18 protein-coding genes are annotated in these 21,973 nt (G+C 60.2%); 5 read left to right on the forward strand and 13 right to left on the reverse strand.

Annotation, left to right across the window (positions count from 1 at the left end; genetic code table 11):
* Positions 1–214: 214 nt before the first annotated feature.
* A complete protein-coding gene (locus KYK14_RS07760) occupies positions 215–901 on the forward strand; it encodes a haloacid dehalogenase type II (RefSeq protein ID WP_185284162.1) in 687 nt (228 codons plus the stop codon).
* Here the strand turns inward: KYK14_RS07760 and KYK14_RS07765 are convergent.
* The 7 genes from KYK14_RS07765 to KYK14_RS07795 form a co-directional block, all read right to left on the reverse strand.
* Positions 898–1,221, reverse strand: coding sequence for a hypothetical protein (locus KYK14_RS07765; protein WP_219158272.1), 324 nt, complete (start codon positions 1,219–1,221; stop codon positions 898–900). The two genes, KYK14_RS07760 and KYK14_RS07765, sit on opposite strands and share 4 nt — an antisense overlap.
* A 46-nt stretch (positions 1,222–1,267) precedes the next feature.
* Positions 1,268–1,573 carry a hypothetical protein gene (locus tag KYK14_RS07770; protein ID WP_219158274.1) on the reverse strand — a complete coding sequence of 102 codons (306 nt, stop codon included), beginning with the start codon at positions 1,571–1,573 and terminating at the stop codon, positions 1,268–1,270.
* A 125-nt stretch (positions 1,574–1,698) separates the two neighbouring features.
* Entirely contained in the window at positions 1,699–2,256 is a 558-nt protein-coding gene (locus KYK14_RS07775; protein WP_246601734.1) for a YfiT family bacillithiol transferase, read from the reverse strand.
* A 112-nt stretch (positions 2,257–2,368) separates the two neighbouring features.
* Positions 2,369–4,912: an excinuclease ABC subunit UvrA gene (gene uvrA, locus KYK14_RS07780; protein WP_219158276.1), complete on the reverse strand. Its 2,544-nt coding sequence runs from the start codon at positions 4,910–4,912 to the stop codon at positions 2,369–2,371.
* 253 nt (positions 4,913–5,165) lie between these two features.
* Complete coding sequence (locus KYK14_RS07785; RefSeq protein WP_219158278.1) at positions 5,166–6,635, reverse strand: efflux transporter outer membrane subunit; 1,470 nt, start codon at positions 6,633–6,635, stop codon at positions 5,166–5,168.
* Positions 6,636–6,756: 121 nt separating this feature from the next.
* Positions 6,757–8,103 carry an efflux RND transporter periplasmic adaptor subunit gene (locus tag KYK14_RS07790; protein WP_219158280.1) on the reverse strand — a complete coding sequence of 449 codons (1,347 nt, stop codon included), beginning with the start codon at positions 8,101–8,103 and terminating at the stop codon, positions 6,757–6,759.
* A gap of 62 nt (positions 8,104–8,165) precedes the next feature.
* Positions 8,166–11,525, reverse strand: a complete 3,360-nt coding sequence (locus tag KYK14_RS07795; protein WP_219158282.1) for an efflux RND transporter permease subunit — start codon at positions 11,523–11,525, stop codon at positions 8,166–8,168.
* Between the two features lie 297 nt (positions 11,526–11,822).
* On the opposite strand from KYK14_RS07795, the gene KYK14_RS07800 reads away from it, so the two are divergent.
* Positions 11,823–12,290 (forward strand): VOC family protein, encoded by a 468-nt coding sequence (locus KYK14_RS07800; protein ID WP_185280520.1) that lies wholly within the window; start codon positions 11,823–11,825, stop codon positions 12,288–12,290.
* Positions 12,291–12,405: 115 nt separating this feature from the next.
* Here KYK14_RS07800 and KYK14_RS07805 read toward each other — a convergent pair whose 3' ends face one another.
* The 3 genes from KYK14_RS07805 to KYK14_RS07815 all read right to left on the reverse strand — a co-directional run bounded on the left by KYK14_RS07805 (position 12,406) and on the right by KYK14_RS07815 (position 15,370).
* Positions 12,406–13,278, reverse strand: a complete 873-nt coding sequence (locus KYK14_RS07805; RefSeq protein WP_343217071.1) for a 3-keto-disaccharide hydrolase — start codon at positions 13,276–13,278, stop codon at positions 12,406–12,408.
* A 156-nt stretch (positions 13,279–13,434) separates the two neighbouring features.
* Positions 13,435–14,286, reverse strand: a complete 852-nt coding sequence (gene rfbD, locus KYK14_RS07810; protein ID WP_185280522.1) for a dTDP-4-dehydrorhamnose reductase — start codon at positions 14,284–14,286, stop codon at positions 13,435–13,437.
* 238 nt (positions 14,287–14,524) lie between these two features.
* A complete protein-coding gene (locus tag KYK14_RS07815) occupies positions 14,525–15,370 on the reverse strand; it encodes a TIGR03915 family putative DNA repair protein (protein ID WP_246601735.1) in 846 nt (281 codons plus the stop codon).
* A 183-nt stretch (positions 15,371–15,553) separates the two neighbouring features.
* Between KYK14_RS07815 and KYK14_RS07820 the strand changes: the two genes are divergently transcribed.
* Entirely contained in the window at positions 15,554–15,994 is a 441-nt protein-coding gene (locus KYK14_RS07820) for a response regulator (protein ID WP_219158286.1), read from the forward strand.
* 7 nt (positions 15,995–16,001) lie between these two features.
* Here the strand turns inward: KYK14_RS07820 and KYK14_RS07825 are convergent, their stop codons facing one another.
* From KYK14_RS07825 to KYK14_RS07835, 3 genes are all read right to left on the reverse strand, one after another.
* A complete protein-coding gene (locus KYK14_RS07825; protein ID WP_219158288.1) occupies positions 16,002–16,877 on the reverse strand; it encodes an alpha/beta fold hydrolase in 876 nt (291 codons plus the stop codon).
* 45 nt (positions 16,878–16,922) lie between these two features.
* A complete protein-coding gene (locus tag KYK14_RS07830; RefSeq protein ID WP_185280526.1) occupies positions 16,923–17,096 on the reverse strand; it encodes a hypothetical protein in 174 nt (57 codons plus the stop codon).
* Between the two features lie 111 nt (positions 17,097–17,207).
* On the reverse strand, positions 17,208–18,473 hold the full coding sequence (locus KYK14_RS07835) for a putative DNA modification/repair radical SAM protein (RefSeq protein WP_185280527.1): 1,266 nt from the start codon (positions 18,471–18,473) through the stop codon (positions 17,208–17,210).
* Between the two features lie 345 nt (positions 18,474–18,818).
* On the opposite strand from KYK14_RS07835, the gene KYK14_RS07840 reads away from it, so the two are divergent.
* Both KYK14_RS07840 and KYK14_RS07845 read left to right on the forward strand, forming a co-directional pair.
* A complete protein-coding gene (locus KYK14_RS07840; RefSeq protein ID WP_219158290.1) occupies positions 18,819–20,714 on the forward strand; it encodes a BamA/TamA family outer membrane protein in 1,896 nt (631 codons plus the stop codon).
* Between the two features lie 229 nt (positions 20,715–20,943).
* The gene (locus KYK14_RS07845) at positions 20,944–21,774 is read left to right on the forward strand and encodes a CvfB family protein (protein WP_219158293.1); all 831 of its coding nucleotides are present in this window, start codon (positions 20,944–20,946) and stop codon (positions 21,772–21,774) included.
* Positions 21,775–21,973: the final 199 nt, after the last annotated feature.

Consider the following 21,973-nt stretch of genomic DNA (forward strand, 5'->3'; position numbering starts at 1 on the left):
CGTGTGAGGCCGCGGAGCGGCTACAAGTTTGTAGTATTGTCTGATGTGGTCAGAACCAAGTGCCGCGTAGCAGTGCAAGAGTATCTTATACATCCTTGCACCGCTACGCGGCGCAGTCGGTTTTACGCTATACCTGCTACAAACCTATGGCCGCTCCGCCGCCCCACACGTACGTTATTGACGACTCCTAACTGACAACTACCAACTTCTTTCCATGCCTACCCCTCCTGCCCGCCCTAAGCTGCTGTTGTTCGACGTCAACGAAACCTTGCTCGATATGAGCAAGCTACAACAGGCCGTCAATCAAGAATTCAACTCTGAATTTGCGTTCAAACAGTGGTTTTCGCTGCTGCTTCAATACTCGCTGGTAGACACTGTGACGCAAGCCTACCACGATTTCAAGCAGATTGGCGATGCGGCCCTGGATATGCTGGCCCAAAGCCTGGGGCAGCCTGCTCGCCCGGCTACTCGCAAGCAGGAGCTACTCACGCTCATTGCCGAGTTGCCACCTCACCCCGATGTAGTGGAAGGTCTGACTATGCTCCAACAAGCAGGCTTTCGGATGGTGACGCTCACTAACTCACCCGGCTCTACCCTGCGCAAGCAGATAGCGTATGCTGGCCTAACGTCCTTCTTCGAGCAGCTCTTGAGCATTGATGACGTGAAGCGCTACAAGCCTCACCCTGATACCTACCTCACTGCGTGCCAGCAGCTAGGGGTTGTCCCCGCCGATGCACTCCTGGTGGCAGCCCACGGCTGGGACACGGGCGGAGCCTTGCGGGCGGGTTTGCAGGCGGCTTTCGTTGCGCGGCCGGGTCAGGCTACGTACCCGCTGGCGCCCGCGCCCACCTACACTGGTCCTACCCTATCCGATATTGCCGGGCAACTGGTAGGGCATTAGTCGGGCCGGTTGAGCCAGCGCCGGAAGGCCAGCGTGCCTACTCCGTATGCTGCCACGTCTAGGGCATCGGCTACGGCTACGGCCGAGAAATAGGGTAATATGCCCTCAAACCATACCGACACAGCCAGCCAGGCGCCTAGAAGCCACGAATCGGGGAGCACCAGCCGGCGGAACTGCGGGAACAGGTAGCGCTGTACGGCCAGCGTGAGGCTGAGCAGGATGGGCATAGCTAGCAGGTCGGCGCCGTGCGACGAGAGCCAAGACGGCAGCGGGTAGTGCCACGCGTGGCGGTTGAGGTACAGCGCCGCGTAAAGCAACATGCTACCTACCAGCAAAGGCCGGCGTAGGTCAGGCCACGCGCCCACCCTAGCCCGCTACAAAGGTGATAACCGCAATAAAGAAGGCCAGAATAGCCCCAAATACTACCTGCCCTACGCGGCCAATGCGCTTGAAAAATCGCACGATTACGTTGTCGTCCGACTGAATTTCCAACAGGGATGGCTCCTTTGGTTCGATGGCTTTTCGGTTTTCTTCCGCAACGCGGCGTTGCGCCCGCGGGTCCAGGAATCCGCCGCAGTGCTCGCACCGGTCGTTGGGGCGTTGGTTCCACGCCGACCATTGCTGGCAGTGGGGGCATTTTTTGGTAAAAGAAGAGGAAGTAGTATCAGCCATATACATTGTGTGTACGCGTGTTACGGGCCGTTATGTTGCGTAACGGTCTGGCGGCACTCCTTCTCAAATCACTTCATTACGAAGTTTTTACCACTACGTACAGCAGAGCTAGTGCTGGCTACTCCCTACATTGCTTGGCTCAACAGCTCCACATGGGCTAGGTGGTGCCGGCCGTGCCAGCTATACTGCACCAGCGCCTGATCGAGCGTGTAAGTGATGTCGTAGGCGGGGTGGTAGAATGTGCGCTGCCATTGCTCCTCCGTGAGATGCCACAGCAGCGTAACCCAACGCGTATGCAATGCCTCCAGCAGCGCCAACGACACCGTAACGGGTGTGGCCAACACATCGGGCAGCCCGGCCCAGGCGTTCAGGTCGAAGGGCTTGATAGTGGGGTTGTCCTCGGTGAGGGCCAGGCGGTAGCGCAGGTAGAAGTTCAGGTGCACGTCGGCCACGTGGTGGATGACCTGCCGGCCCGTCCAGCCGCCGGGGCGGTAGGGCTGCTCCAGGCGCACGCCCCCTGCCTGCCGGGCGGCGGCCGTGAGCTGGGCCGGCAGCACGGCAATCTGCTCGATATAGGCGGCGCGCTCGGCGGGCGTCAGGGGCGTTTCGGGCCGGGCGGGGGCGCGGCCGATGGGGTATTGCAGGTCGGGATGAGTGGTTTCCATAGCTACTAAACACGCCATCGGTTACAAGGTTAGCCTAAGCTGCTCGAACGATGTAGAGACGCAAATATGCGTCTCATCGTTGAACGACATCGGCCACGCGGCGCGGACGACGAGACGCAAATATGCGTCTCTACGCTCGCTCCAACGCCCGTCGCAGGTAGGGCGCGGTCTTGCTGGCCCGTGCTTTCGCTACCTCGGCGGGCACCCCAGCAGCTACCAGCTGGCCACCCTCGTCGCCGGCACCAGGACCGATGTCGAGTACCCAGTCGCTGGCAGCGGCCACGCGCATGGTGTGCTCCACTACTACTACCGTGTTGCCGGCGGTTACCAGCGCGTGCAGTTGCACCAGCAGGCGCTCCACGTCGGCGGGGTGCAGACCGGTGGTGGGCTCATCCAGCACGTACAGAGAGTGACCGCGGGGCGGGCGTTGCAACTCGGTGGCGAGCTTGATGCGCTGGGCTTCGCCGCCCGATAACTCGGTGGCAGGCTGGCCGAGGCGCAGGTAGCCCAGCCCTACCTCGCGCAGCACCGTGAGGGCTCGCTGCACGGCGGGTTCTTCGTCAAAAAAGGCCCAGGCGTCGTCCACAGTCAGGTTCAGTACCTCCGCAATGTTCTTGTCTTTGTACTGAATTTCCAGCGTTTGGGCATTGTAGCGGGTGCCGTGGCACACGGGGCAGGGCGAGTATACGCTGGGCAAAAACAGCAGTTCTACCATCACAAAGCCCTCGCCGTGGCAGTTCTCGCAGCGACCTTTGGGCACATTGAAGGAAAAACGGCCGGCGTCGTAGCGGCGCTTGCGGGCGGCGGGCGTAGCGGCAAACAGCTTCCGCACGTGGTCGAACAGGCCGGTGTAGGTAGCCATGTTGGAGCGCGGCGTGCGGCCGATGGGCTTCTGATCGACGCGCACCAAGCGGTTGATGTGCTCCATACCTTCGGTGATGTGCCCGCCGCTCACAGGCGAAGGCTCAGTCTCCAACGTGTCGCCTTCTTCCTCGGCGGCGGGTAGGGCCTGGCCCAGTGCCGCCCCCACCAGTTCCACCAGCGCCTGGCTCACCAAGCTCGATTTGCCCGATCCCGACACGCCCGTAACGGTGGTGAACACGCCCAGCGGAAACGCGACGTCCAGCTCGCGCAGGTTGTTGCGCATGACGCCCGCCAGCCGAAGCCAGCCCTGGGCCGGGCGCGGCGCGGCGGTAGGCGCAGTGGCCTCGTCGGCAAATAGAAAGTGGCGCGTTTGAGATGCCGCCACATCGGCCAGACCAGCAGGCGGACCGCTGTACAGCACTTGCCCGCCCTGCTCGCCGGCAGCTGGCCCTACGTCTACCAGCCAATCGGCTTGCCGAATCACATCGAGATTATGCTCGACAACGAACAGCGAGTTACCGGCGCTTTTCAGGCTAGCCAGCGCCGCCAGCAGCGCTTCCGTATCGGCGGGGTGTAGGCCGGCAGACGGTTCATCGAGCACATACACCACCCCAAACAGATTGGAATACAGCTGCGTAGCCAACCGCAGCCGTTGCAGCTCCCCCGGCGACAGGGTAGGCGTGCTGCGCTCCAGCGACAGGTAGCCCAGCCCCAGATCGAGCAGCACGCGCAGGCGCGCCACCAGATCCTGCGTGATGCGCTGGGCCACTACTGCCTGCTCGGGGTGGGCCGCGTCCTGGGCAGCGCGGCCGGGAGCGGTGCCCTCGGCGTAGGGTTGCAGCAGGGCGGCCACCCGTTGCAGAGGTAGGGCCGAGAAATCGGCAATATCGAGCCCGGCAAACGTGACGGCCAAGGCCTCTTGCCGCAGGCGCTTGCCGTGGCAGGTGGGGCACTCGGTACCGCGCATAAACTGCAAGGCCCGCTTCTTCATCTGGGCGCTTTGGGTGTTGGCGAAGGAGTGAAACACGTGCCGTCGGGCGCTCGTGAAGGTGCCCATGTAGTTGGGCTCTTCCTTGCGCCGGATGGCTCGCTGCGTTTGCTCGGGCGTGTAGCCAGGATACACGGGCACCACCGGCTGCTCGTCGGTGAACAGGATCCAGTCGCGGTCTTTCTGGGGCAGCTCGCGCCAGGGCCGGTCCACGTCGTAGCCCATCGACACCAAGATATCCCGCTGATTCTGACCACCCCAGGCCGTGGGCCAGGCCGCAATGGCCCGCTCGCGAATGGTGAGGGAAGGGTCGGGCACCATGGTTTCTTCGGTGGCCTCGTAAATGCGTCCCAGGCCGTGGCAGGTAGGGCACGCGCCCTCAGGCGTGTTGGCCGAAAAGCCCTCGGCGTACACAATGCCCTGGCCCGCCGGGTAGTCACCGGCCCGCGAGTAGAGCATCCGCACCAGGTTGGAAAGCGTAGTAACAGAGCCCACCGAGGAACGCGTGGTAGGCGTGCCGCGCTGCTGTTGCAAGGCCACTGCCGGCGGCAGCCCGTCAATAGAATCAACGGCGGGCACGGCCATCTGGTGAAACAGCCGCCGCGCATACGGCGACACCGATTCCAGGTAGCGCCGCTGCGCCTCGGCATACAGCGTCCCAAACGCCAGCGACGACTTCCCCGACCCCGACACCCCCGTAAACACCACCAGCGCATCGCGCGGAATATCCACGTCTACATGGCGCAGGTTGTGCTCCCGCGCCCCACGCACCCGCACGAAACCGGAAGAATTAGGAAGGGTAGGCTGCTTGGGGGTAGGCATGAGCGGAGGGATAGGTGATGCCCTACCCTTACTGTTTCCGCAGGCCTGGGGTTATGTAGTAGATAAGGATGGCGCGGGGCTGTGCCCCGTGTCATGTATTGGCAGGCCTCTGGCCTGCGACCGTTCGCGCCATTCGGGAAGTTTCGGCAGGTTGCTTAGGTAGCTCAGGCCAAAGCTCGTTCTGACAGCGCAGGCCAGAGGCCTGCTAAGTAATAGACACGGGGCACAGCCCCGCGCCATCCGTTTTACTTACCTACTCCCAACCGCCGCCCAGCGCCCGAATTAGCTGTACGGTGTAGCTCAACTCGTTGGCCTGGTTTTGCACCACTAAGCGAGCGGCTTCCAGCGTTTGGCGGTCGGCGTCTACTACTTCAAAGTAGCTGGTGAGGCCGGCGCGGTAACGTTCCTTGGTAAGCAGGCCCGCCAGCCGGGCCGAGCGTAGGGCGCGTTGCTGTACCGTGAGTTGCGCAGCGCTTTGCTGCACGTTTGCCAAGGAAGTTTCCACTTCCTGAAATGCCACCAGCGCTGTTTGGCGGTACTGCGCGGCTTGCTCGTCGTACTGGCGTTCTACAATCTGCTGGTTAGCCCGCAAGCGGCCGCCGTTGAAAATTGGGATGGAGATGCCTCCGCCCACGTAGTAGGCGTAGCTGTCGGCTACCTTGGGCAGGTCACCCAACGCACTCGACAACGGTCCTACGAAGCCGTTGAGCTGCACGGTGGGTAGGCGGGCCAGGCGGGCGGCGTCGGCACGGGCGTTGAGGGCAGCCAACTGGCGCTCGGTGCGGCGCAAATCGGGGCGGCGGGCGAGTAGGGAGGCGGGCACGGCGGCCGGTACCCGCGGAATCAGCAGCGGGCCAGGACGCGGCACCAGGGCAAACTGGCTGGCTGGCTGGCCCGTGAGCGTGGCCAGGGCTGCTTCTAAGCCGGCGCGTTGGCGACGCACTTCCACAATGCCCGCGTCTACGTTGGCCAGTTCCGTTTCGGCGCGGCGCATGGCAATTTCGTTGTCGACGCCGGCCTGGTTGCGAGCTTGGGTGAGTTGCAGGCTTTCTACCCGGGCCTGGCGGGCGCTGTCTAGCACCAGCAACTCGGCGTCGAGGCCGCGCAGGTCGAAGTAGTAGGCGGCGGCATCGGCGGTGAGTGACAGTTGCACAGTGCGCAGATCTTCCTCGGCGGCTTGCTCGTCGGCCTCGGCGGCTTGTACGTTGCGGCGCAAGCGGCCCCATACGTCCACCTCGTAACTCACATTCAAGGGTAGGTAAAATTGCGTTTGGTTGATGGCCTGCGGGCCATTGGTGCTGGCAATGGGCAGCGGCCGGTAGGCTGATAGACGCTGCCGGTAGGCTTGCGGATTGAGCGCTACCACCGGCGAACGGTAGGAGTTCACCAGCGTGACGTTGGCGCGGGCCTGCTCCACGCGGGCCACCGCAGCTTTCAGGCTGTAGTTGGCGGCTAGCACTTGCTGCTCCAGCCGTGCCAGCTCGTCGTCCTGAAAAATGCTCCACCACGCTGGCACAGTTGGCTGCCGGGGTAGCTCGGCCGCGGCGGCACTAGCGGGTGCCGGGTTGGTTTGGGGCGCGGCAAAGGTGGTATCGGTGCTGTTTTTCCAGGTTGTGGGGGCCGTTACGCTGGGCGGCTGGTAGCGCGGTGCGCGCACGCAACTGGTTAACAGCGTGCTCAGCAGCAGTATCGAGAGAGAATAATATCGCAACGAAAAACTCATGCAGGTGGATACTACTGGTTGACGGTCAGCTCTGAGCTGTTTCAGAAGCTGCTGCTCTGTATGTCTTTTTTCATCTGTCATCCTGAGCAGAGCGAAGGATGACAGACGCTTCCCTCCTCCCCTACTTCCCAGCCGGCGACGACACGATGGGACGATTAGGGTCGTAGAGGCGCTCGGGGGCGGCGGGCTGTGTAGGCGCAACGGCTTTCTTCTCCACCTTGGCGCGGCGGGCAGCTACGGTTTCACCTTCCGTTAGCGTTTCGGCGGGGTTTACCACCAGCAGTTCGCCGCCTTTCAACCCACCAATCACCTCCACCTGCGCGCCGAAGTCGCGGCCGGGTGTGATGTCTTGGTAGTGCACTTTCTCGTTCTGAATGACCACCACACGGGGCTGGGTGCCGCCCGGCACCAGCGTATTGGCGGAGATAAGGACGCTGGGCGCGGTGCGCGGCAGCTCGAAGCGCACCTGGGCAAAGATGCCCGGCCGCAGCTGCTGCTCACGGTTCGAGATTTTCACGATGGTTTCCAGCGTGCGCGTGCCCTCGCTCAGGGCACCGGCGTCGCGAGCGACGCGGCCGGCAAAGGTGCGGTTGGGAAATTCGGGCACGATGAGCTGGGTGATAAGGCCCGGCCGGATGGCGGTGGCGTAGTTCTGCGGCACATTCACGAAGGCGCGTAGCGTGTCGGTCTGCTCTACCTTAAACAGCTGACTACCCGCCGCATTGCTCGGCGACACCAACGACCCTACCTCCACATTGCGCTGCGTGACGATGCCGCTGAATGGCGCCACCACCCGCCGGAAACTCTGCTGGGCCAGCAGGCCATTCACCACGGCCTGTTCGGCCGAGAACTGGGCCTTGGCCTGGTCCAGCTCCTGCTTGGAAATGGCGCCGGGCATGCTGATGCCCGTGAGGCGACGGTAGTTGCTCTGGGCCAGCGTGAGGTTGGCGCGAGCCTGAGCAATCTGCTGATCCAGCTCGGGCGTGGCAATGAGGGCCAGCAACTGGCCGCGCTTCACCTTGGTCCCAATATCGGTGTACCAGGCTTGCACAAAGCCGTTGGTACGGGCAAACAGGTAGGTTTCGCGGTTGGAACGGGTGTCGGCGGGCAGGTCCAGGCGGATGGTATCGGGGGCTTGCTCGGCGGGCAGCACGCTCACAGTAGGCGTGGCGTTGGCTCCGCTTTGGGCTTCTTCTTTGCGCTCGTTATTTTGTTTGAGGCGGGGTAGCAACCCGATCAGCAGCAGTAGTGCAAACACGGCCACGGCTACCAGCACCACAACCCAAAACGTGCGCCGACTCCGCGGCCGGGCCGGGGCAGCCTCTGCTGGTGGCGTAGCGGCGGGACGGTGGTCCACCTGGTTTTCGCCAAAGTGCGCGTGCTTACGCCGCGCCCGCTCCTCGCTGGAGAGGTGGGCGTTGGCGTCGTCGGTAATGAAATCCGTTTGTTCTTCGGGAGGAGTAGCCATAGGGTAGGCTGAAGCGCAAGAAGGTAGGGCGCGTGGTGAAATAGTTGGGAAGGACGACGAGATTAAGCGATTACCTGTTGCTGTTCAACTTCGGCTTCCGCCTCCGCATTCAGCTCTTTTTTCTTGAGGTAGCTAAACATAATCGGGACGAAAAACAGGGTAGTGACCGTGGCCAGCAGCAGGCCGCCAATCACGGCGCGGCCCAGCGGAGCGTTCTGCTCGCCGCCCTCGCCCATGCCTAGCGACATGGGTAGCAGTCCGATAATCATGGCCAGAGCCGTCATCAGCACCGGCCGCAGGCGCGTAAAGCCGGCATCCAGGGCCGCGTCGCGGGGCGAGAGGTCGGGGTCTTCCTCGCGCCGCTCGTTGGCAAACGTCACCAGCAGAATACTGTTAGCTGTGGCTACCCCAATGCACATAATGGCGCCCATCAGCGAGGGCACCGAGAACGTGGTTTGGGTCACAAATAGCATCCACAGAATGCCCGACAACGCCCCCGGCAGCGCCATAATGATGATGAACGGGTCGAGCCACGACTGAAAATTTACGACCATCAGCAGATACACCAGCAAAATAGCGCCAATCAGCCCAATGCCCAGCCCGATAAACGAGGTGCGCATGCTGTCGATCTGCCCGCGCACCGTGATGGTGGTGCCTTTGGGTAGGTCTTGGCGGTATTTGTCGAGGATTTTGGTCATGTCGGTATTCACACTACCCAGGTCGCGACCTTCCACGCTGGCATACACGTCTACCACACGCTGGATGTTGTAATCCGAAGCGAGGGCCGAGGTAGCGGTGCGACGGCTCGTAGTAAAGCTGCTCAGCAATTGCGGATTCGCTTGCCCGGCGCCAGTTACCCCAATGGTATTCAGCGCATCCAGCGACGATAAATTGCGTGGCGGGGTTTGTACGGCCACCGTGTAGTTCACGCCATTTTGAGGATTTAGCCACTGGTTGGGCGTGGTTTGGGTGCTCGACGACAGGTTCACCAATACGTTGTTGGCAATATCGCGCTGAGCCAGGCCGGCCTGCTGGGCGCGCACCCGGTCCACGTCGAGGCGCATCTGGGGTAGGTCGAAGGCCTGGTAGATGAACGCATCCACCACACCCGGCACGCGGCTCATGTCGGCCTTAATCTTGGCAGCAATCTTCTGGTTGGCCTCCACGTTTTTGCCCGTCACCTGAATGTCGATGGGCGCGGGTAGGCCGAAGTTGAGCGTCTGGTTCACGATGTCGGCTGGCTGGAAAAACACCGTCAGGTCGGGTTGCTCCTTGTTGATGCGGCGCCGGATTTCGCGGATGTACTCGGCCGTGGGGCCGTGCTCCTCCTTCATCGACACCAGAATTTCGCCGTCGCCGGCCCCAATCACCGGGTTGTCGCTCATCAGCAAATTCAAGGACACCACGGGTAGGCCGATATTATCCAGAATCAGCTCCAGCTCGTCTTTCGGAATCACCGAGCGGATAATCTGCTCCACCTGCGCAAAGCGGCGCTCGGTTTCCTCCAGGCGCGTGCCAGTGGGGGCGCGCACGTGCAAGCGCAGCTCGCCGGCGTCTACCTTCGGGAAGAAATTTTCGCCAATGAGCGGGTACAGGCACCCCGAGCCCACAAACAGCACCACAAAGCACAGCACCACCGCCCGGCGGTTGTCCAGAGACCAGTCCAGGGCGTCGTGGTAGTGTGCCCGAAACTGCTCGAATCGGTGGTCGAAGGCTTTGTGCAGGCGCCACACCCAACTCTGCTCGATACTCTTGGCAGCTTTGCGCTCGGCTTCGGTGATGGGCTCTTCGGCTTCTTCCTCGGCCGTACCGCTGGGATGCTCGCGCTCGGCCTGCTCGCGGCGAAGCTGGTCTAGGCGAACCTCGGCCTCACTCACGGACTGGTGGTTGCGCACCGATTCGGTGGGCAGGTGGGCACCGCCCTCGGCGTGGTAAATCGGGAGTTCTTTGCGCAGCAGAAACTGCACCATAGTGGGCACTAGCGTGCGCGAAAGCAGGTAGGAAGCCAGCATGGCGAATATCACGGCCAGCGCCAGCGGCGTGAAGATGTAGGACGCCACGCCCGCCAGGAAAAACACCGGCACAAACACAATGCAGATCGAGAGGGTAGCCACCAGCGCGGGGGTAGCAATCTGCTGGGCACCATCGAGAATGGAGCGTTTCAGCCCCTTGCGCAGGCCCATGTTGCGGTGAATGTTCTCGATTTCCACTGTGGCGTCGTCCACCAGCATCCCCACGGCCAGCGACAAGCCGCTCAGCGTCATGATGTTCAGCGTCTGTCCCAGCAGCTTCAGCACTATGATGCTCACCAAAATCGACAGTGGAATGCTGAGCGCGATGATGAGGGTAGAGCGCCAGGAACCCAGGAATAGCAGAATCATCAGGCCGGTGAGGGCCGCCGCAATGCACGCCTCCACCACCACGCCCTTGATGCTGGCGCGCACGAAAAACGACTGGTCGAACAGCAGTTTCAGATCGAGGCCCTCGGGGGCGTTGGCCAGCACTTTGGGTAGGGCTTCCTTGATGCCTTCGATTACGTCGAGGGTGCTGGCCCCGCCGCTTTTCATGATGGGCACGAAGGCCGTACGGCGGCCGTTCTGGCGCACAATGTTCTGCTGCACGGCCGCGCCCTCGTGCACAAACGCCACGTCGCGCACGTACACCGTGGCACCGTTCACCTGCCGGATAGGGAGGTCGTTGAGGGAGGCCACGGCCTCGGGGCTGCTGTTCAGGCGCACGTCGTACTCGCGGGTGCCCATTTTGGCCGTGCCGGCGGGTAGGATGATATTCTGGGAGGTGATGGCCGCCACTACATCGTTGGCCGACAGTCCTTTACCGGCCAGCGCCACGGGGTCGAGGTCCACCATCACTTGCTTGGGCTTGCCGCCGTTGGGTAGGAGCAGCGAGGCACCCTTCACAATGGCCAGACCCGGCCGGATAAACGAGTTGTTGGCATCGTACAGGTCCGACTCGCCCAGCGTTTCCGACGACAGGCTAGCCTGGGCAATGGGCACGTTGGAGGCCGAGTAGCGGATGATGTTGGGCGGCGTGATGCCGGGCGGCATGATGCGCAGCAGCGTTTGGCAGATGGCCGTGAGCTGAGCCACGCCGGCGGCCGGATCGGAGCCCGGCTGGAAAAACACCTTGATAATCCCTACCCCCTTCAGGGATTGAGATTCCATGTGCTCAATGTTGTTGACGGTGGTGGTGTAGGCGCGCTGGTTGATCACCACCACGCGGCGGTTCATTTCCTCGGGGCTCATGCCCGCGTAGGTCCACACCACGCCCACCACCGGAATGTTCACCTCCGGGAAAATATCCACCGCCATGCTGCGGATGGTCATGATGCCGCCCAGCAAAATCAGCAGGGCCATGACCACAAAGGTGTAAGGGCGCGCTAGCGCCAACCGAACTATCCACATACCGCACGCAGGGTTACTCGGGCGCCGCCGCCCAATGATCGGCTAAAGAACCGCCGGCCGGGCTGATGGTTGCACCGCAGACCTTGTATTCATGCGGCCTCGGGCAAACGGCAAATGCGTATGTTTAGAAAGGTTTTGTAGTAGAGACACAAGATCTTGTGTCTTGTTGTTGCTGATATGATTTATCCGAACGAGACTATTGTGAGTCGTTCGACAACGAGACACAAAATCTTGTGTCTTTACTGCGTACCGTATCCACGGCACTCATTTCTTTCTCCCACCCTACCTCTCTCTGGTATGCCCCTCCCTACCCTCACGCGCCTCGGTTGCGGCTTGAGCCTCGTAGCAGCCGCCTTCGGCAGCGGCTGCACCGCCAGTCGTAACACGCCTACTATCAACCACATCGCCGTCTATGTATACGACCTCTCCAAGAGCGTGGCGTTCTACAAAGACGTGCTGCAACTACCCGAAATTCCAGAGCCGTTTCACGATGGCAAGCACGTGTGGCTCCGCCTTGGTCCGCACGCCCAGCTCCACCTGATACAAGGTGCCACCAGCGTCATCGACCACGACAAAAATGCTCACCTGGCCTTCCATGTGAAGGACCTGGATGCGTTTGCCGCCCGTCTCACGCAGCTGCACATCCCCTACGGCAGCTGGACCGGCGAGGCGAACCAAACCACGCCCCGCCCCGACGGTATCAAGCAAGTCTACCTCAAAGACCCCGACGGCTTTTGGGTGGAAGTGAACGACGACCGGTTTTGAGACAATAGAACGCAAGAACGTCCTTCCGACCAGCGGGAGAAACCTCGCTGGTCGGAAGGACGTGCTTTGATCTTTATTAGAGAAAGGGCTTCTGCTTTTGGCCCGGCCGAATACCCTACTTGAAATACTTGCTATAAGCGGCCGGCATGGCAGCCAGCGGCTTAATCATAATGTCTTTATAGAAGACCTCGGCGGCTTCGCTCTGTAGCTGTATTTTACCGTGCGTCAAGGGGTTGCGCTGACCGTTGGCGAGGTAGCCGGAGTTTTCGGCGGCCAGTACCACGTGCCCGTTCACGAGGTGTACGCTCTGACCGTTCACGTTCAGCAATTCCAGCTCCGTCCACTCGCCGTTGGGCGACTCGTAATTGGCAGACGCTTGGCAGAAGTTGCGGCCCTCTTTGCCCATGGTGAGCAACGGCGCGGCAGGCGTGAACTTCAGCGTATTTTCGGTGGTATTGTGAGTTGCGTGGATGTCGGCCGAGGAGTTGGCAATGCACCAGAAGTCACCCATGGCATTACCATCCCGGTACTCCGACACCTGAAATTCCTGGGCCAGCATCCAACTCCGCCAGTAGTCTACCCCGCATTCGCCCTGGCTGTTGTAGAGGATGCCGCTGTCGAGGGGCTCGTTCAGGCGGGGCGTCCACTTCTTCTTGCCCCAGCGCACTTTCAGCTTCAAGTCGTAATTCTTGAAATCCTGCTTGGTGAACACGCAGCCATAAATTTCGCCGCTGATACGCAGCACCGGCTGCCCCTGCTCCATCACCACCGAAAACACGTTCGCTTCGTTCTTATCGTAGCCAATGGGCGTTAGGGGCTTCCCTTCGGCATCGACGGGCTGCTGCCCTTTGTAACCGTTTTGGTGCCGGTAGCTTTCGTAGGTGCGCCACTTGCTCAGGTTTTTATCGAGCAGCGGCTCCCAACCTTTCTGCGGTTGGTCAAACGAGGTAGAGGGTAGCAGTAACGCAGCGGCAGAAGATAAGAGCACAAGGAATTTCATGAGCGGGAAGTTGGAGGTACAGGAAACGACCTGCGCAGTATAGCGCGGAAATTTGTTCCGTGCTATACTGCGCAGCAAGTAATCTATAGAATGAAGTTGCAGCCGCGGAAAACCTGCGCTGCTCGGCAAAGAAGGGGCTCTACCCTACAACCGCCCCATGCACGTTTGCAAGCTCTCGCGCCAGTGCGGAATGCTGATGTTCAAGGCCTTTTTCACGCTGCTTTTGTCCATCACGGAGTAGGCGGGGCGGGTGGCTTTGGTAGGATATTCGGCGGTGCGGATGGGCACCGTGCGCACGTCTACCTTGCCCAGCTCGAAAATAGCCACGGCGAAATCGTACCACGAGGTGAGGCCCTCGTTGCTGTAGTGGTAGATGCCGTACTGCTGGTTTTGCTGCTCGATGATGGTGAGCAGGCAGCCCGCCAGGTCGATGGCGTAGGTAGGAGTGCCGGCCTGGTCCCAAATCACGCGCAACTCGTCCCGCTCGCGACCCAGGCGCAGCATGGTTTTCACGAAGTTGTTGGCGTATTCAGAATACAACCAGCTAGTGCGCAGAATGAAAAATTGCTGGGTGTGGGCGGCAATGGCCTGCTCGCCTTCCAACTTGGTGAGGCCATACACGCTGATGGGCTCGGCTGGGTCGGTTTCGGTTAGGGGCTCGTTGCCGGTGCCGGCAAACACAAAATCGGTAGAAACGTGCAGCAGCGTGGTGCCGTGCTGCGCGCACAGGCGGGCTAGGTTTTCGGCGCCGTCGCGGTTGACGCGGCGGGCTAGATCTACCTCATCCTCGGCCTTGTCCACGGCCGTGTAGGCGGCGCAGTTGATGCAGTAGGCCGGCTTATGCTCGGCAAAAACAGCCTGCAAACCAGCTACATCCAAAATGTCGGCTTGTTCTTCGGGTAAGAAAACGATGCCGGTAAGACCGCGCTCCTGCGCTACATGCTGCAAGCATTGCCCCAACTGACCGGAGGCACCAAAAATTACTGTTGTACTCATCTGAAGTAATAGCGTAGCGAATAGAGTTGCACCAGTGCAGCTCCGTTGGTCTGCAAATTAGAGGTTTTGAGGCAACATAGATGATACATCAATGGCGCGGGGCTGTGCCCCGTGTCTGTTATTCGCAGGCCTCTGGCCTGCAATTGTTCGCGCCTTTGGCATTGTTCGGGTGAAGGCAGGCCAGAGGCCTGCGAATAACAGACACGGGGCACAGCCCCGCGCCATCGTTCTGATGCAGCTACGGTTTTTGCACGGGGCGCTTGTTGTCGATGGGCGTGAAGCGGGTTTCGCGGGGTTGCTTTTCGCTGAGGTAGCGCCAGTAGCGTAGCGGCACGTGGCGGCGGTGCAGCTTCAGGTTGCGGCGCTCCGGGATGTTGGCGTGGTCGAAGTAGGTTTGCCAGAGCAGCCGAAACAGCGGCTCCCGCTCGTCGAGCACCGTGGCCGACACGTCGGTGCGGCGCTGGGGGGTAGGCGCTTCAAACTGCACGATGTCGGTGCGGTGCAGGTCGTAGTAAAGACCGTAGCCGCGGCGCCGGTCGAAGATTAGCCAGCGCTGATCGGCGTAGCGCTTGGTGAAGTGGGGCGCAATGAGCGGCAACACGTCAAAATCCGGCTCAATGGTGGCATGAAACAGCTCGTCTTGGGTTTTCTCGAAGCGCACGAAGGCTTCCATGCGGTGCTTTTCCCTACCCAATTGCTGACTGATGTGGGCAATGAGGCGCACGGTATCGTCGGCCAGGTTTTCGGATACGTCTACCTTACCCTGCGCCGCCACGGCCTGCTGCACGAAGCGGCAGATCAGCAACTCCCGGTCGGGCCTCTCCGACAAGAACGTGTGGTAGAGCCGGCGCCGGGCCTCTTCGTTCATATACTTTAGCAGACCGTTCCACACCCGCGTGGCTTTTTCCTCGCTGGTATCAATGGGTATGGCAGACGTAAACAGGCCACCCTGCACGCTCCCTGCGGGCTGCACGCTGTTGGGCACCGCCCGGCGCTCATACATTTCCAGCACCACCGTCAGCAGGCCGTCAAATGAACCGTCATACACGTAATCCAAGCTCATAATCTGTTGTTTAACATTCATAACAATACCATAAAGCACCCTATTCTATCTGATGAGCAACTATTCAGCTGCCTGAACCAGAAGGAATAAGAAACTCACAGGCGCTACTTATCGACTTTATTACGTATCCTGCACGGCTGGCGGGCTTCCTTTTACCGTTCAGCTTAGCAAAAGATTTTCTTCCAGCACGCTACTTTTGTATTTGTGGAAAAACTACCGTGTATTCTACTGGTCGACGACGATCCGGTAAACAACTTTCTGAACCAGCATCTGTTGGAAAATCTGGCAGTAGCCGACCAATTGCTGGTCGCTCAGAACGGACAGGAAGCTTTTACGCTTTTGCAACAGCATCATCAGCCGGAAGACCATGAGGCCTACCCTGCCCTGGTGCTCTTGGATGTGAACATGCCCGTCATGAACGGCTTGGAGTTTTTGCAGGCATACCGGCAACTGCCACCGGCCCAGCAGCAAGCCCTTGTGATTGTGATGCTCACCAACTCGTTGCAGCCCCAGGAGATTGCCCGCGCCCAGCAGTTACACGTAGCCGATTTCCTGAGTAAGCCGCTGACCCGCGAGAAGATAGACACCGTACTCCAAACGCATTTTCATTACACGTTACCCGTGGCTAGTACGCCCAATGTCTAACCGAGCTTTACGTACGGCTCGGCTGCTCTAAAAATTCTAGTAGGAGTTGGTTTACCCGTGCGGGCTCTTCGTGCTGCACCCAGTGGCTGGCTTCGGGCAAATAGAACAGCTCACCTTGCTCGCAATACGCCAAGCTCTGCTGCGCAAGCTCGGGTAGCAAAAAAACATCTTTACTACCCCAAATAATGCGCACCGGCACCGTAATCGGGGTAGCGGAAGCCGCACCGCGCCGCTGGTAACGCACGGCCCGATACCAGTTCACCATGCCGCGCAACGCGTGCGACTGCGCCCAGGCAGCCTGATACGCGGCCATATCGTCGTGCCCGAAAGTGCCCGGCCGACTGGTGCCTTGCAGCACCCGGCGCAAGGCTTTGTAGTGCCGACGGCGTAGCCACCACTCGGGCAGCCTGGGCAGTTGGAAGAAGAACACATACCAGCTTCTGCGGCGCTGCCGGCCGTTGTGCCGCAGTGCCCGCGCCAGCACGGCCGGGTGGGGCACATTCAGCACCGCTACTCGCTCCACGAAGGTAGGCCGGTGGGTAGCCAGCCACCAGGCTACAGCCGCGCCCCAGTCGTGGCCCACGATGGTGGCTTTCTCCTTACCCGCTGCCGCCAGCAGACCCAGCACATCAGCGGCCAGTTCTTCTATGCGGTAGTCGCGAATGCGGGGCGGCTTACTGCTGCGGTTATAGCCACGCTGATCGGGTGCCCACACGCGGTAGCCCGCCTCGGCCAGCGCCTGTAGTTGCTGCTGCCAGCCGTACCAGAAATCGGGGAAGCCGTGCAGCAGCACGACGAGCGGCCCGTCGGCGGGGCCGCACTGCACCACGTGCAGCTGCTGCCCGTTGGTAGGCACGGTGTAGTGTTCCAGCAAGTAGGTCATACGACCCTATACCGCAATGGCCGCGGCAGGTTGCACTGCCCTACCCTAAGCAGCCTCCGGACGCTCCTGGTTTCCAGTCTGCGTCTGGCTAGCCAAATATGCTGCCCGGCTTTGCTCGTGTAGTTGGCGCACCAGGGGCAGCAGCTCGCTCAACTTGCAGCAGCACGCCATGCGCGCTACTTTCATCTGTCGGACTTGGGCACGGTGTGACACGGTCATGTTTTTGATGTGCTGGTGATGGATGTGCTGATTATTGATGAGGTAAAGTACTGATGACTAATGAGGTGATGTGCTGATAATTGATGTGTTGATTTTCAGCACATCACCTCATTAACCAGCCTGCGCGAACAAGTCGAGCTGCTGGGTGACGAGGGCCGAACGGACGGAGCCCGCGCCGAACAGGATTTGCCGACGGATGCTTTGCTCGTCGTACTCACGCTTTTCCAGGGCCATGCCTTTGCAGGTGATGAAGTACTTGGCCCGCTTCAGCACTACCCCAAACTTGTGCAGGTTGTCGAGGGAAAGGGAGGTGAAGCGCCGCGCCGCCACAATGCGCTTGGCCGACTTGGCCCCAATGCCGGGCACACGCAGAATCAGTTGGTAGTCAGCCGTATTCACGTCCACCGGGAACATGTGGCGGTTGCGCAGCGCCCAGGCCAGCTTGGGGTCTATTTCAAGGTCGAGGTAGGGATGCTCTGGGTCCAGGATTTCGTCGGCCTGGAAACCGTAGAAGCGTAGCAGCCAGTCGGTTTGGTAGAGGCGGTGCTCCCGAATGACGGGCGGCTGCGTGAGCTGGGGTAGGCGGGCATCGTCGGTGATGGGGATGTAGCCGGAGTAGTACACGCGCTTCAGCCCGTAGCCCTTGTAGAGCGAGTCGGTGAGCTGAATGATCTGGTGGTCGTTCTCCGCCGAAGCGCCCACAATGAGCTGGGTACTCTGGCCGGCCGAGGCAAACTGCGGCACTTTCTTGAACAGGGCCTTTTCCTCCTTATTCTGCACGATACCATCCCGAATCTGAGCCATCGGCGTCAGGATTTCCTGATAATTTTTCTCCGGCGCCAGGTTCTGCAAGCTCATCTCCGAGGGCAGCTCGATGTTCACGCTGAGGCGGTCGGCATACAGGCCCGCCTCCTGAATCAGCTCCTCCGAGGCCCCCGGAATGGCCTTCACGTGAATATACCCGTTGAATTTATGCTCGGTGCGCAGCTTCTTGATGATGCGCACTAGGCGCTCCATAGTATAGTCGGGCGAGGAGAAAATGCCGCTACTCAGAAACAGGCCTTCGATGTAGTTGCGGCGGTAGAAGTTCATGGTCAGGTCTACCACCTCGTCCACCGTAAAAGCGGCACGCTTCACGTCGTTGCTCTTGCGCGACACGCAGTAGGCGCAATCGAAAATGCAGTGGTTGGTAAGTAGAATCTTGAGCAGCGACACGCAGCGGCCGTCCTCCGTGAACGAGTGGCAGATGCCCATGCCCTCGGCATTGCCCAGGCCTTTGTCCACGTTTTTGCGCTTGCCACCGCTGCTAGAGCACGATACATCGTACTTCGCCGCATCTGCCAAGATGCTTAGTTTTTCCTGGATTCGCTCGTTCATGTAAAAGTCTGCCTTTCGGCTCAAAAGTATTGATTCATTTGCAATAAACCAGATAATAGCTAAGCTAATTTTTTTAGAAATAGTTTCGTAACACAGACTTCTATTTTGTGCTAAGTAGACCGTCATTCCGAGCTGGTAGAGGAATCCGCGTGCGTCGTTGACCGTCATGCTCCATCTGGCGTCCGCTGGTCGAAGCATGACGGTCTGAATTTAAAATGTGGGCGGGCCGTTGCACGTAGCGCGCAATTAGTGGGGGCGGACCGCCGTTACGCGGCCGCTGTGCTAATCCACACCGTGCGCAATCCTCGTAACTTGCCAGTTGCCACCCGGCTGCTCTCTTCTTCTATGCGTTTCTGCGTTGCCTTTTTCAGCTTGTCATTGCCCTGGCGCTTTGCGCTGGTGGTAGGATGCTGGCTGTGGTGGGCAATGCCCGCGCGGGCGCAACAGCCGGTGCGGGTGCTCCCGCCCGACACCACCGAAATAGCGCAGCCCGACTCGTTGCGGCGGGGTTTTGATGAGGAGCGCCTGCTCAATGGCCTAAAGGCATATACCAAGCGCAAAACCATTGCCGGCAAGGCGGCAGCTCTGCTATTTCGCTTCACACCGCCCCGCGAAGACAAGGCGGGCCTCGATGCCCAACTGGTAGACCGGCAGTTTGCCAGGCACAACTTCAAGATTGTGCGCAACATCAACATCACGTCGCTGGATGCCTTTGGCTATAACATCAACGACGTAAACCGCACGCCGCGCAACTTTCTGGAGAAGGCCGGCAACAGCTTCCACATCAAAACGGCCCGCTCGCGGGTACGGCAGGTGCTGCTGTTTCGGCCCGGCCAGGAGCTAGACCCGTTGGATCTGGCCGAATCGGAACGTCTGCTGCGCCAGACCTCGGAGATTCTGGACGCTCGCGTGTTCGTGAATGAGGCCACCACTTCGGCCGACAGCGTGGATATTGAGGTCGTTACCAAAGACGTGTTCAGCATCAGCGGGGGCTTTCAGCTGCGCGACGTGGACGCGGCGGTTGTCGACCTGCGCGACATCAACTTTCTGGGCATGGGCCACCAGTTTCGCAACTCCTACCAGTACGGCCGCAGCACGCCCCAGAGCTGGTCGTACAAGGGCAGTTACCTGGTGCCGTTCCGCGACTTCCTGTACGGCCAGGTGCGCGTGCGCGACGAGTACCGCAACAAAGAGCAGAGTTTCAGCCTGAACCGGAGCTTCTACTCCGTGAACACGCGCTATGCCTACGCCCTCAACATCGACCACTATAACGTAGACGCCACCCGTTACCCCGATACGCTGTACCGGGCGCTGCGCTTCTACCGGCAGGATATCTGGGTAGGCCGCTCCCTGCACCTGCCCAGCTACGATTTGGGCTACGACAACCCCGGCCGCCTAGTAGTGGCGGCGCGGGCCATCAACACCCGCATTATCAAGTCGCCCTACCCCGAGTACCGCACCAACACCCTGCTCTACGGCACACTGGGCTACACCGTGCGCCGTTATTATAAAGACAAATACCTGTTTGGGTTTGGCCGCACCGAGGACATTCCCACGGGTTCTATCTACAGCTTCACGACGGGCTATGAGCTGAACGCCAAGCAGAACCGCCACTATTACGGCATTCGGGCGGCGTATGCGGGCTATAGTCCGCTGCGGGGCTACCTCTACCTCAATGCCGAGTTCAGTAGCTACCTGCTCCGCCCCCAAAACAACTGGCAGCAAGGCCAGCTCAACACCGAGCTGCTGTATTTCACGCCGCTCTATCGCACCGGCAACTTCCAGTGGCGCCACTTTTTCTGGAACCGCTCCACTTTAGGATTCAATCGGTTAGCCGAAGAAGCCCCCTTGGTTATTGATGGTAGTCGGGGTCTGCGGGGCTTCAACTCCAACCAAACCCTACGTGGGCAAAGCCGCTTTATTCTGAACTACGAAGCCAACGTGTTTACGCCCCTTTCATTCCTGGGCTTCCGGGTAGCGGCAGTGGCCTTTGCAGATGCCGCCTGGCTTTCCGGCGGGGGCCAGACCATCCCGTTTGCCGATAAACCCTACATGGGGTTCGGCCTGGGTCTGCGCTTCCGCAACGAATACACGGTCCTGCGCACGTTCCAGTTCTTCTTGGGCTACTACCCCCGCGGCCAAGCCAGCGGCGACGGGTTCCGGATTTTCCAATCCTCGCGCTCCTACTACGGCTTCAACGATTTCAGCATCGGCCAGCCCAGCATCACTACGTATCAGTAGGCTTTTAATTAAAAATTGAGAATTAAGAATTAAGAATTGACCTTTGTCTGCTAGCGTCGGGGTTATTTGGAATAGAACGCTCTAGGATGGCCTGCTTCCCAAAGTCTGACACCGACGCTCAAAACACGGTAGGACACCACACGCTTGTACCTGTTCAACCAGCGTAAGTCTGCCCTCGAAAAGGCCTTCTGCCTTTTTAATTCTTCATTTCTAATTCTTACTTGACTACATGCTTTTAGGTGATTATAACGAACTCGAAGTAGCCCGCGAAGTTGATTTCGGCATGTACCTGATTTCTGACGATGGCGACATTCTGCTACCCGCCAAGTACATACCAACCGGCACCAGGGTAGGCGACACGGTGCGCGTATTTGTGTACCGCGACTCCGAGGACCGCCTGATTGCCACCAACTTAGAACCCTACGCGCTGGTCGGGCAGTTTGCTACCCTCACCGTCCGTGACGTGTCGGCGGTGGGCGCTTTCCTGGATTGGGGCTTGGAGAAAGACCTGCTGATTCCGCACAGCAACCTGCGCCGCACCCTGCGCCCCGGCGACCGGGCCACGGTGTTCGTCTACCTCGATGAAACCACCGACCGCATTGTGGCCTCGGCCAAGTGGGAGTGGTTCCTCAGCGACCAGCCCTACCCCGGCAAAGCCGGCGACACCGCCGAGCTGCTCATCGCCGACGAAACCGACCTGGGCTACAAGGCCATTGTGGACGGCACGCACCAGGGCCTGCTCTACCACAACGAGGTATTCAAGCCCCTGCGCCTCGGCGACGTGCACACCGGCTACGTGCGCCAAGTGCGCCCCGACGGCAAGCTCGACCTCACCATCCAGCGCCCCGGCTACGATGAAGCCCTAGCCGCCGCCGACGACCTACTGGCCGCCCTACGCAAAACCGGTTCTATTCCCCTCGGTGACAAAAGCGAACCAGACGACATCTACCGCCGCCTGGGCATGAGCAAAAAGATATTCAAGAAGGCCTTAGGCAGCTTGTATAAGCAAGGCTTGGTGACGCTCGCGCCGCTGGAAACGCGGCTGGTGGGAGAGGAATAAGAATAGGAGGGCAAGAGAGTGTAAGGGTAGGAAGTATGTCATCCTGAGTGCAGCGAAGGACCTTATCACGATAGAACGACAAGTGTAACAACGACTCGTTCTAACGTGATAAGGTCCTTCGCTGCACTCAGGATGACAGACATCTTATTGTCTGCTACCCCCACACCCTCCTACCCCCTACCTCCCCCGCTGTATCCCC

The sequence above is a fragment of the Hymenobacter profundi genome (assembly GCF_019334315.1).
Classification (GTDB): Bacteria; Bacteroidota; Bacteroidia; order Cytophagales; family Hymenobacteraceae; genus Hymenobacter; species Hymenobacter profundi.

What these genes read in the sequence shown, in the direction of transcription:
- KYK14_RS07770 (WP_219158274.1), bottom strand. Translation starts at nt 1,573, where the DNA reads ATGGCTGATACTACTTCCTCTTCTTTTACCAAAAAATGCCCCCACTGC.
- KYK14_RS07825 (WP_219158288.1), bottom strand. Translation starts at nt 16,877, where the DNA reads ATGACCTACTTGCTGGAACACTACACCGTGCCTACCAACGGGCAGCAG.
- KYK14_RS07815 (WP_246601735.1), bottom strand. Translation starts at nt 15,370, where the DNA reads ATGAATGTTAAACAACAGATTATGAGCTTGGATTACGTGTATGACGGT.
- KYK14_RS07785 (WP_219158278.1), bottom strand. Translation starts at nt 6,635, where the DNA reads ATGAGTTTTTCGTTGCGATATTATTCTCTCTCGATACTGCTGCTGAGC.
- KYK14_RS07775 (WP_246601734.1), bottom strand. Translation starts at nt 2,256, where the DNA reads ATGGCGTGTTTAGTAGCTATGGAAACCACTCATCCCGACCTGCAATAC.
- KYK14_RS07840 (WP_219158290.1), top strand. Translation starts at nt 18,819, where the DNA reads ATGCGTTTCTGCGTTGCCTTTTTCAGCTTGTCATTGCCCTGGCGCTTT.
- KYK14_RS07830 (WP_185280526.1), bottom strand. Translation starts at nt 17,096, where the DNA reads ATGACCGTGTCACACCGTGCCCAAGTCCGACAGATGAAAGTAGCGCGC.
- KYK14_RS07790 (WP_219158280.1), bottom strand. Translation starts at nt 8,103, where the DNA reads ATGGCTACTCCTCCCGAAGAACAAACGGATTTCATTACCGACGACGCC.
- KYK14_RS07845 (WP_219158293.1), top strand. Translation starts at nt 20,944, where the DNA reads ATGCTTTTAGGTGATTATAACGAACTCGAAGTAGCCCGCGAAGTTGAT.
- rfbD (WP_185280522.1), bottom strand. Translation starts at nt 14,286, where the DNA reads ATGAGTACAACAGTAATTTTTGGTGCCTCCGGTCAGTTGGGGCAATGC.
- uvrA (WP_219158276.1), bottom strand. Translation starts at nt 4,912, where the DNA reads ATGCCTACCCCCAAGCAGCCTACCCTTCCTAATTCTTCCGGTTTCGTG.
- KYK14_RS07765 (WP_219158272.1), bottom strand. Translation starts at nt 1,221, where the DNA reads ATGTTGCTTTACGCGGCGCTGTACCTCAACCGCCACGCGTGGCACTAC.
- KYK14_RS07760 (WP_185284162.1), top strand. Translation starts at nt 215, where the DNA reads ATGCCTACCCCTCCTGCCCGCCCTAAGCTGCTGTTGTTCGACGTCAAC.
- KYK14_RS07800 (WP_185280520.1), top strand. Translation starts at nt 11,823, where the DNA reads ATGCCCCTCCCTACCCTCACGCGCCTCGGTTGCGGCTTGAGCCTCGTA.
- KYK14_RS07795 (WP_219158282.1), bottom strand. Translation starts at nt 11,525, where the DNA reads ATGTGGATAGTTCGGTTGGCGCTAGCGCGCCCTTACACCTTTGTGGTC.
- KYK14_RS07835 (WP_185280527.1), bottom strand. Translation starts at nt 18,473, where the DNA reads ATGAACGAGCGAATCCAGGAAAAACTAAGCATCTTGGCAGATGCGGCG.